Origin of the sequence: Chamaesiphon sp., assembly GCF_041737865.1 — a bacterium.
GTDB lineage: Bacteria > Cyanobacteriota > Cyanobacteriia > Cyanobacteriales > Chamaesiphonaceae > Chamaesiphon.
The window spans coordinates 1-13,842 of sequence record NZ_JBGSQZ010000233.1; the positions used below are offsets into that span (position 1 = coordinate 1).

A 13,842-nucleotide genomic window follows, 5' to 3' on the forward strand; every position below is an offset into this window, starting at 1 on the left:
GGCAGTGAAGATGTCGTTGATGCTGATTTTGTCAGCTAAGAATCTGTAGCGGTGCCCCTCGTGGGTACCCTAGCTCAGTCGGGTACCCACAAGCGACTACACTACACAATTAATTTTTGAACCTAAATTTAAGAGGTACTAACCATGAATGATGAATCAATTATCACTGACTAATGATGTTGCGATTGAAGAAGAAGAATCAGATTTAGACAGTTAATTTAGACCTCTTGCCCAAACACATTGAAGCGAGATCTATTCATGCCCACCGCCACCGACTTTAAAGACTACTACGCCATTCTGGGAGTTAGCAAAACCGCAACTCCCGAAGAAATCAAGCGGGCATATCGCAAACTTGCCCGCAAACATCATCCCGATGTCAATCCTGGCAATCCCGCCGCCGAGGGGAAATTCAAAGACATTAATGAAGCCAACGAGGTGATCTCAAATCCTGAAACTCGCGCTAAATACGACGAATTTGGACAGCACTGGAAGCAAGGAGCGGCTGGAGTTCCACCTCGATCGACCAGCCCTAATTCAGCCGGATTCAGCGATAGTGACTTCAATGGCTACGCCAACTTTGATGATTTCATCCAAGACATCATGGGCGGTAGAGCCAAAGCTGGACGCACTAATTATCGTCAGGCTGAGGATTTTGGGGGATTTCGGAGCCAAGCCCCAGCCCCCGATACTGAAGCTGCGATCGCCCTTTCCTTCTCAGAAGCCTTTCATGGCGTGCAAAAGCGATTACAGCTAGACGATGACACTGTGAACGTTCGCATCCCGCCAGGGGCTAAATCGGGCAGTCGGATTCGTATCAAAGGCAAAGGTCGCCCCAGTCCTTTTTCCCAACAACGTGGCGATTTATACCTGACGATCGAACTATCACCCCATCCATTCTTTCAATTCGCAGGCGACAATCTCACCTGCGAAGTCCCCCTGCGTCCAGATGAAGCCGTTTTAGGTGCCCAAATTCGAGTACCCACTCCCGATGGTGTGGTAACGATGACGGTTGCTAAGGGAGCGCGTTCTGGGCAATCGCTACGGCTGCGCGGTAAGGGCTGGATCTTACCAAAAGGTGTGCGAACCGATCTGATTGTCAAAATTCAGATTGTCTCACCCCAGGAGTTGAGTGAAATAGAACAAGATTGTTATGAAAAGATTCAATCTCATAGCAATTTCAACCCACGATTGGCAATAGAGGCGGTGACATTATGACCGAGGTTAGCAGTTCTAGTATGGTTGTTTGTTCAGATGAAGATCGACTATACACATTTGAATATGCCGCTTTAATGACCGGAACTTCCACAATTACGATCGAGCAATTCGTCGAAGTCGGATCGATCGAACCTGTCGGCTCGATGCTGCGATCGCGAGAAATTGGACGCATCGCTCAACTCCAACGGTTGCGCCAGGATTTAGGACTAAATCTCATCGGCGCGACGATGGTGCTAGATCTAGCGCAGGAAATCGCCCAACTTCGGGCATTGCTGGAAGTGTTGAGATCTTGAATTGTTGGCAAAGCCTTTACGGACAGGCTCCGCCAACGAATCGGGAGAAATGAGTGGACGCACGACTGATGGTGTCAGCAGTCATCGATAAATTTTAGGTTCGAGAGGGAACGCAAATGCCAGCTAGATCGATACTCATGTCCAAAGGCTCCTTCGACTCACTTTGGCTTACTTCTCCTGACGGAGAGGCTACGCTCAGTACAAGCCGCTCAGTGCCAGCCGCTCAGTACAAGTCCGCTAACGTCATCGAGACATCTAATTCACTTCTGCCCAGCCAGCGAAGGATGGAGCGTCTGGATACAGCTTCTCCCCTGGCGCAGCCTGTCACATGGGGAGTTATCTTTAGTTTGATAATACTCTCGACAATCGGCGTGTTAATTTATGCTTGCATTTTTAATCGCAAGCAGCATTCATTTAGAGTCAAGCTGCCTTCTACTGTGACATGTTATCGCTGTCGATATTTTAATGATAATCACTTTCTGCAATGTGCCCTCCATCCGGTAACCGTACTGACTGAGCAATCGGTTGATTGTATGGATTACTGTCAAAAAGCTAGAGCAAAATGGTTTGAAGATTTAGAAGAGTATTACTAACAATCCAAAAAGTCTGTTTTTAATCGAACTATCGAAAAATAACTAATGTTGATGATGCGAGGCACTATTATATGCAACCAGATTACCTAATTATTGGCAGTGGTTTATCAGCTTTGACCTTCGGTGCGCTGATGGCAAACGCTGGTAAAACCGTGCAAATTCTCGAAGCTCACGAGCACCCAGGTGGATTTGGGCACACGTTTACAATGGCGAAAAAGTACACGTTTAACGCTCAATTTCACTACGTTTGGGACTGCGGTGAAGGGCAAACAGTGAATCGGGTACTTAAAAAATTAGGATTGGATAAGGAAGTAACCTTTGAACGGTACGATCCTGATGGTTTCGACCACATGCGAATGCCCGGTCATAAAATGGATATTCCTTCAGATCCAGCAGTATTAATCGATCGATTGTCTGCGCTGTTTCCCGACCATGCCAATAGCATTCGTCAATTTGTGAATGAAGTCGAAAAAACTGGTGCAGGCTTGAAAATAGTTGCACCGCCACTGAAACCGATCGAACTACTCAAACATCCCAGTGAGGTCTGGAGTACAGTCTGGAACCTCAACAGTACCCTTCAGGATGTATTTGACAAATTCCAGCTTCCCCAAGCTGCACAGACCTTATTAGCCCTGCAATGGCTGGACTTTTTACTGCCGCCAAACCAACTTTCTTTCTTTGCTTGGGTGGCATTATTTAGAGGTTATCAAGCAGGGGCATTTTACCCGACTCAGCATTTTGAATCTGTAATTAATTCGTTGGTTAAAGTTATCGAGTCTCATGGTGGAGAGGTACTACTCAACCATGAAGTCACAAATTTTAAACTTACAGATAAAACGGTGACGGGAGTTGAGGCAATGAATCTTACGACCCATCAAACTGAAGAATTTACGGGTAATACGGTTATCTGCAATATCGATCCTCAACGAGCTGCCAAAACGATCGGGTTAGAAAAGTTTTCTCAAGCTGTGCGCCGCAAACTCGACTATGAATACTCGGCATCTAACTACATGGTTTATTGCGTAGTTAAAGATCTCGACTTGCGCGACTATGGATTTGGCAAGTGGAATGTCTCCCATACAGGGCATGAAAGTCTCAATGAAGCTTTCACCCAAATGTACGATCGCCATGACTATTCTAATCCGAGTTTTGCCATTACCACACCGACATTATTGACAGATGCGAGTCGAGATTGTCCCCCAGATTGTCAGATTGTCGAATTTCTGACTGTTGCTAATTATGCTTACTTCAAGCAATTACGATCTAGCGATCCCAAGGCTTATAGAGAGAAAAAGCAAGAGATTTTAGATGCGATTCTCGATGTGGTAGAGAAACATTATGCACCGAATTTTCGGCAGCACATGGTGTTTGAGATTACAGGTAGTCCGACTACGAACGAACGATATTGCTGGTGTCCTGAAGGGAATTCCTATGGCTCGATTTTGACTCCACGCAATATGGGTTTGGGGCGATTGAATCATGAAACTTCACTGGAGCGGTTTTATTTCTGCAATGCTTCATCTGGTTATCCAGGTTTTGCACCGACAATTTGGACGGGGGCGTTATTGTATCAACGATTGTCTGGGGATGCGGTTTTGGGGGATGGCTGAGGCAAATTTGTTTGATTTGGTGCGGAGATCTACCCACCCCGCCCTACGGGCACCCCTGTCTTGAAAAGGTGCTTTACTTGGGTAAACCCCAAGTGAAGCACCTTTTCGCTCCGAGGGGGGATTTTCACCCAGCCCCTCCGAGGAGAGGATTTTTCGCATTACATAACATTAATAATTTAGAGGTCAACACATGAAAATCGCAGTAATTGGTGGTGGAGCGAGTGGAATGGTATCAGCCTATCTACTCGATAAACAAGGGCATCATGTCAGCGTATTTGAACGACAACCGATGTTAGGTGGACATATTCGGACATTGAATAAAAATGTTCAACCGAATCAATCCGATTGCGCTGAAATTCTTGAATGTGGCGTACTGGAGTTTCCGACGGCATTTACAGATTTTATCGAATTAATGAAAGAATTAGATGTTGAACTAGAACCTGTGAATGTTGGTTCGGGGATGTTTTTTAATAATGGCGATCGCTTTTTATCGTCAGTCACAACCAATAATAACTTCTCAGGTATTCAGCGGATTATCGAACATCTACGTTTTGATACCCTTTATGCGCGTTCTGCTAGCTTATGGTTGAGAATCCAACTTGCTAACCTCCAAAATCTAGCGGATCTCCCTTTATCAGCATATCTAAAACATGCGGGTACTCGTGATACTTGGTTGAAATTGTTAGTGATGTATAGTTACTCAATTCCGTTTGAGCTAATTGATGATTTTCCAGCGGAATTAGCGATTCCGACTTTGCGTGCTTATATTTCGACTAACTGGGTACGGGTGAAAGGTGGCGTATATACTTATATTGAAAAAATTCTGGAGCGATTTAAGGGGGAGATTGTACTGGGTGTGGAGATCGATCGGATTTTGCGAAGTCCTGATGGTGTCAAAATTATGATGTCTACAGGTCAAATTGAGGAGTTCGATCGAGTCGTATTTGCTACGCCACCAGACCAGGTAATGGCACTACTCGCCGATCCAACTGCTGTGGAAACTAAACGGTTTGCTGATTGGAAAGCTAACCACATAACTAGCGTAGTTCACAAGGATGCTTTTATGTATGCCCGTTTTGGTATTCATAAACCCTCAGAATTTGATTTCTTCCAGACAGATACCCGCTGGGGCTATAACGGCTATCTCAATCAGCTTTGTGGCATCTCATCCCCACAGCATTATTTCCTGTCATTCCAACTAGAAGAATTAATTGCACCAGAGCAAATCATTCATACCCAAGCACATCACACTCCGATGTATACCACTGAATCTTTTCGCTACCGCGATGAAGTGGTTGCGACTAATGGCGAGAATCATACTTATCATGCGGGAGCCTATCTTGGTGATGGTTTGCATGGTGGTGCGATTACCTCTGCTGTGCGAGTCGCCAAATTAATTGGCATGAGTCAGGAATCTATTTCCTCGGTCGAAAGTAAACGGGAGCGGATTTCGTTTGCATAGATTACGATCTAATTATTTCAAATTCTGCTTCAAAAAAAGCTCCCATATGATGAGAGCTTTTTTTGATTGCCTTTAGTTTTTACCTACCCCTTTTGACTCGGGTTATATTGAAAAACCAACTTAAAATCCGTCGATATGTAGATAGACATATTAGATAATTTTGATTATGCGTAGCAATTAAAATTCATTAAATAACGAATTAAATATTAAGATAAATGCTTTCAAAAATAGTCGATAAAAATACTTTCCTCACGAAATCCTCACATCTTTAGCTTAGGATCAAAGTTAATGAATCTGCATTATGAATTTACCGAAAATTTATTTCGCTTGCCACCCGATCTTCGGAGTATTTGACTGCAAAACTTCGATGTCAGGTGGCAACTTAATAGCATATTTTTTTCTTCGGTGACAACGCTAATGACAGGTTTTGTAAATTTAGCAAATTGGCTAAAACACCATGAGTACTGCAATCGACAACTTCACAAGTCAACTTCATGACAATTTAGAGGCAGTTGAAGATCGGGCAAAATCGCTCAATAAAAGTATCAAATCCGCGACGAAAAAAAATCAAGACGACATTCAATCGCAACTCAATAAAGCTAAAGCCAGTCTAGCCGCGAAGAAACAAGAATTTGACGATTACCGCGCCAAGCTCAAAACTCAATTTGAGGACAAAGAAGCTGATGTGCAATCGAGCGTCGATGAGTGGAAAGCAAATCGTGAAATCAAGAAACTCGAACACCGTGCCGAACAAGCTGAAGACTATGCGGCTACATCGGTTTCCGTAGCGATGGCAATGATGGAAGAAGCGGAAGAGGCAACCCTAGAGGCAATTTGTAAGCGCATGGATGCTGAAGCTGCTAATGGAAATTCTAAAAAACATTAGAGCAGTAATTGGGTAACTAATTCAAATATTTAATTCACGAACGAGGAAATTAAAAAATGGCATTTACACATACAATCGTCGCGCATTTTCCCTCCCATACTGAAGCTGAGACAGTAGTACGGGAGCTGCAACGACAAGGCTTCGATATGCAGAAACTATCAATTGTCGGCAAAGATTACCAGACAAACGAGCATGTACGCGGATTTCTAAGCTGGCAAGATACAGCCACAGCCGGAGCCACAGGCGGCGTTTATTGGGGTACCTTTTTTGGTGGTTTGTTTGGGATTTTAGTTGGTGCTGGCGTAATCTTTATTCCTGGCATGGCTCCATTGGTCATTGCTGGCCCGATTACTGGCGTATTGGCAGGGTGGTTGGAAGGAACTTTGGTAGGTGCTACTGGTGCAGCCGCGATCGGTGGTTTGGCAGGTGCTTTGGGCGGGTTGGGTATTCCCAAGAATGAGGTGCTCAAGTACGAAACCAAAATCCAAGCAGGCGAGTTCATCATTTTGGTAACAGGTACCACTGAGGATGTCACCCAAGCGAAGCAGATGCTCGACAAAATCAGTCATGGCATCAGCATGTCGGTAGCAGCATAGGAACTGAGGTAGGGGCAATTCATGTGATTTGTCCCTACTTCAGAATTGCCCCATCGAACAGAACTTGAAACGCAAGGAAACTCCAAATGCAAATTCAAACTTCAAGTAATCGGAAAGAAAACAGTCAGCCTATTCTGCACCAGCATGGGCGGGAAATTCAGCAGTTTGGCACACTTCGGAATTTGCCACTGGCACTGGGCAGTATTGCCCGTGAGGAAAGCTGCGAACAACTCAACCAAATTCTCGCAGACAGCATGATTCTCTACAGCCTCTACAAAAAACATCATTGGTTGATGCGGGGTAACACTTTTTATCAATTGCATCTGTTACTCGACAAACATGCAGGCGAACAACTGGAGTTAATCGATACGATCGGCGAACGAGTCCAGACATTAGGCGGTGTCGCGATCGCCGATCCGCGCCATGTCGCCGAAGTAACAATAATCGATCGTCCTCCCAATGGTGTGGAAGAAGTTCCAGTCATGCTATCGCGCCTTCTAGAAGCTCATGAATCGATCTTGCGGGAAGTTCGGGAAGGAATTATTGCCAGTGCTGCCAATCATGACGAAGGCACGAGTGACTTATTAACGAGTGATGTGTTGCGGACGAATGAAACACAGGTCTGGTTTCTCGCCGAACATTTGGTCGATACGCCACTAGTTCGTAGCTAAATTTTGCTCGGATCGATCGGTTTCTCAAAAGTAGACAGCGGTTGAAATCGCCGCTAGCGATCCAAAGTCCGCCTGTCTTGTCTCGCGATGAAGACTAACAATCGGAATTTTCAGACACCCTCTCACACCAATCAGGAGCACGAACATGGCAAAAATCATCGCTGAAGGTAAGACTTTTGAGGTTGACGAAGGTACTAACCTCCGCGAAGCTCTGCTCGCACAAGATATCGATCTCTACAATGCTGGAGCAAAAATCTTCAATTGTCACGGACATGGCATCTGCGGCACTTGCTTGGTGCAAGTGGAAGGATCGGTTTCAGTACCGACAGCAGCAGAAACACGACCGACGCTTCTTCATCCGCATGTGAATGATAACAAACGGCGGCTGGCTTGCCAGACTAAAGTGCTAGGAGATCTGCTCGTGACAAAATTCGACGGCTATTTTGGGGACGGGGAAGAGTTCGTCTGGACTCCAGGCGAGGGATTGCTAGTATCGTAATTTTTCAATCGGGGCAATTTCTGAAATTGCGCTTACTACTTTTAAATAACAACAAATAAATAAATAACATGCAAACTATTACCAAAAAAACTGACGCAACACTGAAAATCGATGTGCTTGCCGAACTCAAATATGAGCCGAGCGTAGAGGTTACAGATATCGGTGTCTTAGTCAAAGATGGCACGGTGACACTCAACGGCTACGCCACCAGCTATGGCGAGAAATGGGAAGCCGTCCGCGCTGTCAAACGGGTTGCGGGAGTACTCGCGATCGCCGATGACATCGAAGTCAAACTAGCAGGTTCGCTCCAGCGCACGGATGGAGATATTGCCACCGCCGCCGCACATCAAATCGATATTGGCACATCGATTCCCACAGGTATCGTGCAGGCAACAGTCCGCGACGGCTGGATTACCTTGGAGGGGAATGTGGAATGGTGGTATCAAAAAAATGCCGCCGGACTAGTCGTGCAGCATTTAGTAGGTGTCAAAGGAGTATCTAATTTTATCGAGATCGCACCCAAACTCAATGCATCAGAACTCGAAACAAATATCCAATCGGCGTTTAAACGAAGTGCCGTGGTAGATGCCAAACACATCCGAGTAGAAACTGCGGCAAACAAGGTGATCCTGCGTGGTGACGTTCGCAACTATCAAGAGCGGGAGGAAGCCGAACGAGTTGCTTGGGCAGCACCAGGAGTACTCTCAGTAGCAAATCATCTCGAAGTGAAGTGGCCATTTTTTGGGGAATAGGATCGGTACGGAACGAGATTTTATTGGAGAACTGTGATGTCAAAAGAGAAAAAAGGTAATAAAGAAGCCAAAAAGCCCAAAGCACCACTGGATGAAACCAAGGAGCAAAAGAAAGATCCCAAGCGGTATGACGGCAAGCCATGAAACTCTCTAACCAACGTTCCGATCCAGATCTAAGGCGGCAGGTAATGACTCTTGCCGCCGTGTTGGGAAGTATTGTAATTAATACTTTATCCAATGTCTTTCCGCTCAATGGGGTGAGTGTTGGCAATCTTTCCAATACTTTATTTGCATCCGTCCAGATTATTCCAGCTAACTATGCCTTTGCGATTTGGGGCTTGATTTATATCGGTTTGATTGCCTTTGGGATTTATCAACTCCAACCCAGTCAGCGAGAAAATCCTCGGTTACAGCACAGTGGATATCTCCTGGCGATCGCCTGTATCGCTCAATGCGCCTGGATCTATCTTTTTCTTGCCCGTCTATTCCCATTATCCAATCTAGCGATGTTGGGGATCTTAATACCGCTGATGGTGATGTACCAACGCCTGAAGATGGGAGAGGAGCGCGTTTCGCGGCAAGAACGCTGGTTTATTCACCTGCCAATTTCGATCTATCTGGGTTGGATTAGCGTTGCCACGATCGTGAACGTTGCCATTGGACTATACAGCCTCAACTGGGACGGCTGGGGGATTGCGCCGAGTGTGTGGACGGTGGTGATGATGGCGATCGCAGGCGTAATTGCGGCTGTTGTTAGTATGCAACGCCATGACACTGCCTATGTGCTGGTAATTGTCTGGGCATTGGTGGCGATCTCGATTCGGCAAGTAAATACGCCCCTAATTGCGATGACTGGCTGGGGACTAGCGATCGCCTTGACGGTACTAAACTTTGCTAATGAACTTAAATTTCGCTCAAAAATTACCACTAATAACTAACCATGAATAACACGATAAGAGCGATTGAAAAGACTGACATGGAGCTAAAAGATGATGTGATTGCCGAACTTAAATACGAGCCGATCGTTAAAGTCACAGACATCGGTGTCTTAGTCAAAAATGGTACGGTGACACTCAATGGTTATGTCAGTAGCTATGTCGAGAAATTGGAAGCAGTACAGGCGGTTAAACGGATTGCTGGGGTAAAAGCGATCGCTGATGACATCGAAATTCAGCTACCAGCATCTTATCACCGCACTGATGGAGACATCGCCGCCGCCGCGACTAATCAAATCAATTGGGCGACATTAATTCCACCAGGAACCGTTCGAGTCACCGTCCGTGCTGGCGAAATTACCTTAGAAGGCGAGGTAGATAGCTGGTTTCAAAAGAACGTTGCCGCAAACGTCGTGCGGCACCTGCTGGGTGTCAAAGGAGTATCTAATCGACTCTCCTTAGCGCAGCCAATCCAGATGCAGAGCGAACCCACGGTAAAGCCAGTGGCAGTCGAAAGAGCGATTAAATCGGCGTTCAAACGCAGTGCTGTGGTGGATGCTAACAAGATCCGCGTCGAGACGAATGGTAGCAATGTGGAACTCTCTGGCAACGTGCGGAACTTGGCTGAACGAGAGGAAGCCGAACGCGCGGCTTGGGCTGCGCCAGGGGTATTTTCTGTGGACAATCAACTTACCGTGAAGTGGTTTGAGCGTTCACAATAACGCTTTAAATTCTCATCAATTTGAGTTGAGACAAATTGATTTGTTTCAATCGAATACCACTGTTATTTATTAATTTCGAGGATTTTTAAGATGAAACATATTTCGACATTACTATCCAACATTCGCCCTGTACGGATGTTCATGTCTGTTTTACTTGTTGCGGTGATGTTTTTTGCTAGCGGCTGTAACGGAGAATCAGCTAAGGATGCCTCAGCAAAAGCAGTCCGAATCGAGAATATTAAACGTGGCTATCCTCCAGTTGCTAAGAGCGATACGACCGATGGCACAGTCCAGCTAGACAAGATCGAACAGAACACTGAACGAGCACTTGAAGATCCAGCAACATCATTAAAAACGATCGAGGAACGCTCTAAAGGTGCATTGAATGAAGTTCAAGGTAATGCCGATCGCAATAAAATGAGCAATCCTAGCAACTCTAAGTAAACACCCCGATCGTTTGACATCTACTGTTTTAGGAGGAAATTAATGAATGGTTTATCTGTCGAAGAGCAACTTTTTCATTCAATCTTTTGCCACCAAATACAAGATATTAAGATCGAAAATGCTAAACAATTACTGGTCGATCTACATTTAGTCTACCTTTCACAGCAGGCGATCATCTCTGACCTGACTACGCAACAGACATTCAACAATCTGAACTAGCTAGAAAATTACGAATACATCAATAACAACAGAAATTATATGTTAAATACAATCGAACTAACTAAATCCGTTCCGCCGGAACGCTGGGGTGAATTCTTCGACCAGTTTTCTGATGGTAATCGGGGACGACATATTTCAATAGAGATTATTAATCCCGAACTCGGTGATGAAGAATTGATTCAGAATGCGCCATTAATGGCGATGGTTTACGACAGACCTGGCAAGGGCAACGATCTCGTAATTGAAATCGGTCGCGATGAAGTCACCTATGCTCACACCGTCGATGCACCAACGGAAGTCTTAACCGGACAAAGCGAAAGCGGACGGATGCTGGCAGTTTGGATTAGTGACGCAACTGGGACAAAAACATTGGTCAAACTCCAACCAGTCGAACCATAGCAATAGATTTCTGACAAAACAATAATTAATTGAATAGGCAAACAAATGATTTCAACAAATACTGCTGTAGATCTAGTCCTGCCAGTCGGACAACGCGACCATCTAGAAGGGTCGATCGCTGCGCCGATCGTCTTAGTTGAATACGTCGATTATCAATGTGCCTATTGCGCCCAAGCTGTTGATATTGTGCGAGAGATTCAGTATGAGCTTGGAGAGCGATTGTGTTATGTCGTTCGGCATTTTCCACTCGTCGATCTGCACTTCCAAGCGATGAGAGCGGCAGAAGCGGCAGAGGCAGCAGCAGCTCAGAATCAGTTTTGGCAAATGCACTACTCCTTGTTCGAGATTCCATCTGCTTTAAGCGAGACAAATTTATTTCACTATGCCCGCAAGCTGGGATTAGATGTCGATCTATTCGATCGCGATCTCAATAATCAACATCACTTGCGCCATATTCAGGATGATATCAAAACTGGTATGGATTGTGGTGTATATAGCACGCCGACATTTTTTATTAATGGGATTCGTCACCTTGGGAATTGTGATACAGGCACGTTATTAAATGCGATGCCGCATCACGGCAGCTATGCCAACGAGCATTACTAATTCGATCCAAAAACTATTTTGCTCCTTAGTAATCGAGAGGTAAACTATGAGCGTTACTACACCTAGAACTAAACCTAGACTTATTAGCTCTAACTGGTTAATTCCCTTGGCAATTGTGACGATCGGGCTAGGTATCTTTGCTGTTATATTCCCGTTGTTTGCCGCTCTTAATTCAACATTATTCGTTGGATTGGTATTCATCCTCGCTGGAATTATTCAGATCTTTTATGCCTTTCAATCGTGGGAGATCGGTCAAGTATTTTGGAAACTAATTCTAGGTTGCTTGTATTTGATCGCTGGAATTTTTGTAGCGATATATCCGCTCTCAGGCGTGTTTACAGTCTATACATTAGTTTTGGGGATTACTATTTTTGTCCAAGGCATAATTCGAGTGTCGATCGCCTTCCAAATGCGTCGGACTGTACCTAATTGGGGCTGGATGCTAGTCAGTGGCATCATCGGCATTATTTTCGGTATTTATATTTGGTCTAGCTCGTTATTGAGCGCAACCTGGTTGATTGGTAATTTAATTGGCATCAATTTGTTATTTGATGGAATTTGGATGCTGATGCTGCCGTCAGGACAACGACGCGCTCTCAATTTCAAGAACTGAGTTTAGTAGATTTCACAACCCACATACTTTGATGATTCTCTCTCATGAGAGAGAATCGCGCACAGGAGTCAATATGTCTGAGATTCAAAACAAAGTGGTCATCATCACTGGAGCCAGTAGTGGACTGGGTGCGGCAACTGCCGAACGACTGGCGGCTAATGGAGCCAAACTGATGCTGGCAGCTCGTCGGGAAGATCGACTGAAGGAATTGGTGATGGCGATCGAACGATCGGGCTGGACGGCAGACTACCTAGTCACCGATGTATCCGCTCGCGCCCAAGTGGAAGCCTTGGCACAAAAGACTTTGAGTACTTATGGTCGCATCGACGTACTGATTAATAACGCCGGATTGATGCCGCTTTCGCCCCTAGACGCGCTCAAAGTAGACGAATGGGATCGGATGATTGATGTCAACATCAAGGGCGTTCTGTATGGGATTGCGGCGGTGTTACCGACGATGCGCCAGCAAAAATCCGGTCACATTATCAATTTATCCTCTGTCGCCGGACATACTGTATCTCCATCGGGAGCGGTTTACTCTGCGACTAAGTTTGCAGTCAAAGCGATTTCTGAAGGAATGCGGAAAGAATCTAATGGTGAGATTCGCTCGACAAATATCTCACCAGGAGCGATTGCGACGGAGTTGACGAGCACGATTAGCGATCGAGACACAGCCACCAGCACGAATGCGTATTATGCAAAAACCGCGATCGATGCTGATGCGATTGCACGGGCGATTGCTTATGCGATCGAGCAACCGCTGGATGTGGATGTCAATGAAATCATCATCCGCCCGACTCATCAAATTTAAATTCGAGATTAAACCACATTTTTTAGGGAATTAATTGATATGAGTAATTTATCTAAAGCGTACTTGTTAGGTGGTGGAATTGGCTCTTTAGCCGCCGCAGCCTTTATGATTCGCGACGGCGAATTTTCGGGCGAAAATATTACGATCCTCGAAGCCAAGCCCATTATGGGTGGCAGTTTGGATGGAGCGGGGAACCCAACCGATGGTTACTCCCTGCGGGGTGGACGGATGTTGACGACTGATAATTATGAATGCACTTGGGATCTATTTAAGTCGATTCCCTCATTGACTCTAGCAGGTAAATCGGTATTCGATGAAACGATCGAGTTTAACGAAAAGTATAAGTCACATGCGATGGCGCGATTGGTCGATCGGCGGCGGGCAAAAGTGCCTGTAAAATCGATGGGATTTGCGATGCACGATCGTCAGGAATTGCTGCGACTAACTGAGGCTAGTGAAGCTGAATTAAGTAATAGTTGCATTACCGATTGGCTGTCTCCAGAATTTTTTGAGACT

18 protein-coding genes are annotated in these 13,842 nt (G+C 45.4%); all 18 read left to right on the forward strand.

Features of this window, described 5'->3' with window-relative positions:
* Positions 1-258 precede the first annotated feature (258 nt).
* A complete protein-coding gene (locus ACEW9J_RS17640) occupies positions 259-1,215 on the forward strand; it encodes a DnaJ C-terminal domain-containing protein (RefSeq protein WP_373546412.1) in 957 nt (318 codons plus the stop codon).
* The gene (locus tag ACEW9J_RS17645) at positions 1,212-1,508 is read left to right on the forward strand and encodes a chaperone modulator CbpM (protein WP_373546413.1); all 297 of its coding nucleotides are present in this window, start codon (positions 1,212-1,214) and stop codon (positions 1,506-1,508) included. The genes ACEW9J_RS17640 and ACEW9J_RS17645 overlap by 4 nt, the downstream gene beginning before the upstream one ends.
* A 137-nt stretch (positions 1,509-1,645) precedes the next feature.
* The gene (locus tag ACEW9J_RS17650; RefSeq protein WP_373546414.1) at positions 1,646-2,101 is read left to right on the forward strand and encodes a hypothetical protein; all 456 of its coding nucleotides are present in this window, start codon (positions 1,646-1,648) and stop codon (positions 2,099-2,101) included.
* Between the two features lie 71 nt (positions 2,102-2,172).
* Positions 2,173-3,711 (forward strand): phytoene desaturase family protein, encoded by a 1,539-nt coding sequence (locus tag ACEW9J_RS17655; RefSeq protein WP_373546415.1) that lies wholly within the window; start codon positions 2,173-2,175, stop codon positions 3,709-3,711.
* A gap of 190 nt (positions 3,712-3,901) precedes the next feature.
* Positions 3,902-5,173: an FAD-dependent oxidoreductase gene (locus tag ACEW9J_RS17660; protein WP_373546416.1), complete on the forward strand. Its 1,272-nt coding sequence runs from the start codon at positions 3,902-3,904 to the stop codon at positions 5,171-5,173.
* A 457-nt stretch (positions 5,174-5,630) separates the two neighbouring features.
* The gene (locus ACEW9J_RS17665) at positions 5,631-6,059 is read left to right on the forward strand and encodes a hypothetical protein (RefSeq protein WP_373546417.1); all 429 of its coding nucleotides are present in this window, start codon (positions 5,631-5,633) and stop codon (positions 6,057-6,059) included.
* Between the two features lie 56 nt (positions 6,060-6,115).
* On the forward strand, positions 6,116-6,655 hold the full coding sequence (locus tag ACEW9J_RS17670) for a general stress protein (protein WP_310486569.1): 540 nt from the start codon (positions 6,116-6,118) through the stop codon (positions 6,653-6,655).
* 86 nt (positions 6,656-6,741) lie between these two features.
* Positions 6,742-7,326 carry a Dps family protein gene (locus tag ACEW9J_RS17675; protein WP_373546418.1) on the forward strand — a complete coding sequence of 195 codons (585 nt, stop codon included), beginning with the start codon at positions 6,742-6,744 and terminating at the stop codon, positions 7,324-7,326.
* Positions 7,327-7,471: 145 nt separating this feature from the next.
* The gene (locus ACEW9J_RS17680) at positions 7,472-7,825 is read left to right on the forward strand and encodes a 2Fe-2S iron-sulfur cluster-binding protein (protein ID WP_373546419.1); all 354 of its coding nucleotides are present in this window, start codon (positions 7,472-7,474) and stop codon (positions 7,823-7,825) included.
* A 68-nt stretch (positions 7,826-7,893) separates the two neighbouring features.
* Complete coding sequence (locus ACEW9J_RS17685; RefSeq protein ID WP_373546420.1) at positions 7,894-8,577, forward strand: BON domain-containing protein; 684 nt, start codon at positions 7,894-7,896, stop codon at positions 8,575-8,577.
* A 140-nt stretch (positions 8,578-8,717) separates the two neighbouring features.
* Entirely contained in the window at positions 8,718-9,515 is a 798-nt protein-coding gene (locus tag ACEW9J_RS17690) for a tryptophan-rich sensory protein (protein ID WP_373546421.1), read from the forward strand.
* Between the two features lie 2 nt (positions 9,516-9,517).
* Positions 9,518-10,234, forward strand: coding sequence for a BON domain-containing protein (locus ACEW9J_RS17695; RefSeq protein WP_373546422.1), 717 nt, complete (start codon positions 9,518-9,520; stop codon positions 10,232-10,234).
* Positions 10,235-10,324: 90 nt separating this feature from the next.
* Positions 10,325-10,678 (forward strand): hypothetical protein, encoded by a 354-nt coding sequence (locus ACEW9J_RS17700; RefSeq protein WP_373546423.1) that lies wholly within the window; start codon positions 10,325-10,327, stop codon positions 10,676-10,678.
* Positions 10,679-10,936: 258 nt separating this feature from the next.
* Complete coding sequence (locus ACEW9J_RS17705; RefSeq protein ID WP_373546424.1) at positions 10,937-11,296, forward strand: DUF5335 family protein; 360 nt, start codon at positions 10,937-10,939, stop codon at positions 11,294-11,296.
* Between the two features lie 45 nt (positions 11,297-11,341).
* Complete coding sequence (locus ACEW9J_RS17710; RefSeq protein WP_373546425.1) at positions 11,342-11,902, forward strand: DsbA family protein; 561 nt, start codon at positions 11,342-11,344, stop codon at positions 11,900-11,902.
* 46 nt (positions 11,903-11,948) lie between these two features.
* Positions 11,949-12,515, forward strand: coding sequence for an HdeD family acid-resistance protein (locus tag ACEW9J_RS17715; protein ID WP_373546426.1), 567 nt, complete (start codon positions 11,949-11,951; stop codon positions 12,513-12,515).
* Between the two features lie 73 nt (positions 12,516-12,588).
* A complete protein-coding gene (locus tag ACEW9J_RS17720) occupies positions 12,589-13,326 on the forward strand; it encodes an SDR family oxidoreductase (RefSeq protein ID WP_373546427.1) in 738 nt (245 codons plus the stop codon).
* 39 nt (positions 13,327-13,365) lie between these two features.
* Positions 13,366-13,842 (forward strand): oleate hydratase (locus tag ACEW9J_RS17725; RefSeq protein WP_373546428.1); only part of this gene is annotated, 477 nt, incomplete at its 3' end.

Excerpts from the sequence above, each read along its gene's own strand:
- ACEW9J_RS17705 (WP_373546424.1), top strand. The coding sequence starts at position 10,937 with ATGTTAAATACAATCGAACTAACTAAATCCGTTCCGCCGGAACGCTGG.
- ACEW9J_RS17710 (WP_373546425.1), top strand. The coding sequence starts at position 11,342 with ATGATTTCAACAAATACTGCTGTAGATCTAGTCCTGCCAGTCGGACAA.
- ACEW9J_RS17650 (WP_373546414.1), top strand. The coding sequence starts at position 1,646 with ATGTCCAAAGGCTCCTTCGACTCACTTTGGCTTACTTCTCCTGACGGA.
- ACEW9J_RS17660 (WP_373546416.1), top strand. The coding sequence starts at position 3,902 with ATGAAAATCGCAGTAATTGGTGGTGGAGCGAGTGGAATGGTATCAGCC.
- ACEW9J_RS17680 (WP_373546419.1), top strand. The coding sequence starts at position 7,472 with ATGGCAAAAATCATCGCTGAAGGTAAGACTTTTGAGGTTGACGAAGGT.
- ACEW9J_RS17640 (WP_373546412.1), top strand. The coding sequence starts at position 259 with ATGCCCACCGCCACCGACTTTAAAGACTACTACGCCATTCTGGGAGTT.
- ACEW9J_RS17720 (WP_373546427.1), top strand. The coding sequence starts at position 12,589 with ATGTCTGAGATTCAAAACAAAGTGGTCATCATCACTGGAGCCAGTAGT.
- ACEW9J_RS17715 (WP_373546426.1), top strand. The coding sequence starts at position 11,949 with ATGAGCGTTACTACACCTAGAACTAAACCTAGACTTATTAGCTCTAAC.
- ACEW9J_RS17670 (WP_310486569.1), top strand. The coding sequence starts at position 6,116 with ATGGCATTTACACATACAATCGTCGCGCATTTTCCCTCCCATACTGAA.
- ACEW9J_RS17685 (WP_373546420.1), top strand. The coding sequence starts at position 7,894 with ATGCAAACTATTACCAAAAAAACTGACGCAACACTGAAAATCGATGTG.
- ACEW9J_RS17690 (WP_373546421.1), top strand. The coding sequence starts at position 8,718 with ATGAAACTCTCTAACCAACGTTCCGATCCAGATCTAAGGCGGCAGGTA.
- ACEW9J_RS17700 (WP_373546423.1), top strand. The coding sequence starts at position 10,325 with ATGAAACATATTTCGACATTACTATCCAACATTCGCCCTGTACGGATG.
- ACEW9J_RS17675 (WP_373546418.1), top strand. The coding sequence starts at position 6,742 with ATGCAAATTCAAACTTCAAGTAATCGGAAAGAAAACAGTCAGCCTATT.
- ACEW9J_RS17655 (WP_373546415.1), top strand. The coding sequence starts at position 2,173 with ATGCAACCAGATTACCTAATTATTGGCAGTGGTTTATCAGCTTTGACC.
- ACEW9J_RS17665 (WP_373546417.1), top strand. The coding sequence starts at position 5,631 with ATGAGTACTGCAATCGACAACTTCACAAGTCAACTTCATGACAATTTA.
- ACEW9J_RS17645 (WP_373546413.1), top strand. The coding sequence starts at position 1,212 with ATGACCGAGGTTAGCAGTTCTAGTATGGTTGTTTGTTCAGATGAAGAT.
- ACEW9J_RS17695 (WP_373546422.1), top strand. The coding sequence starts at position 9,518 with ATGAATAACACGATAAGAGCGATTGAAAAGACTGACATGGAGCTAAAA.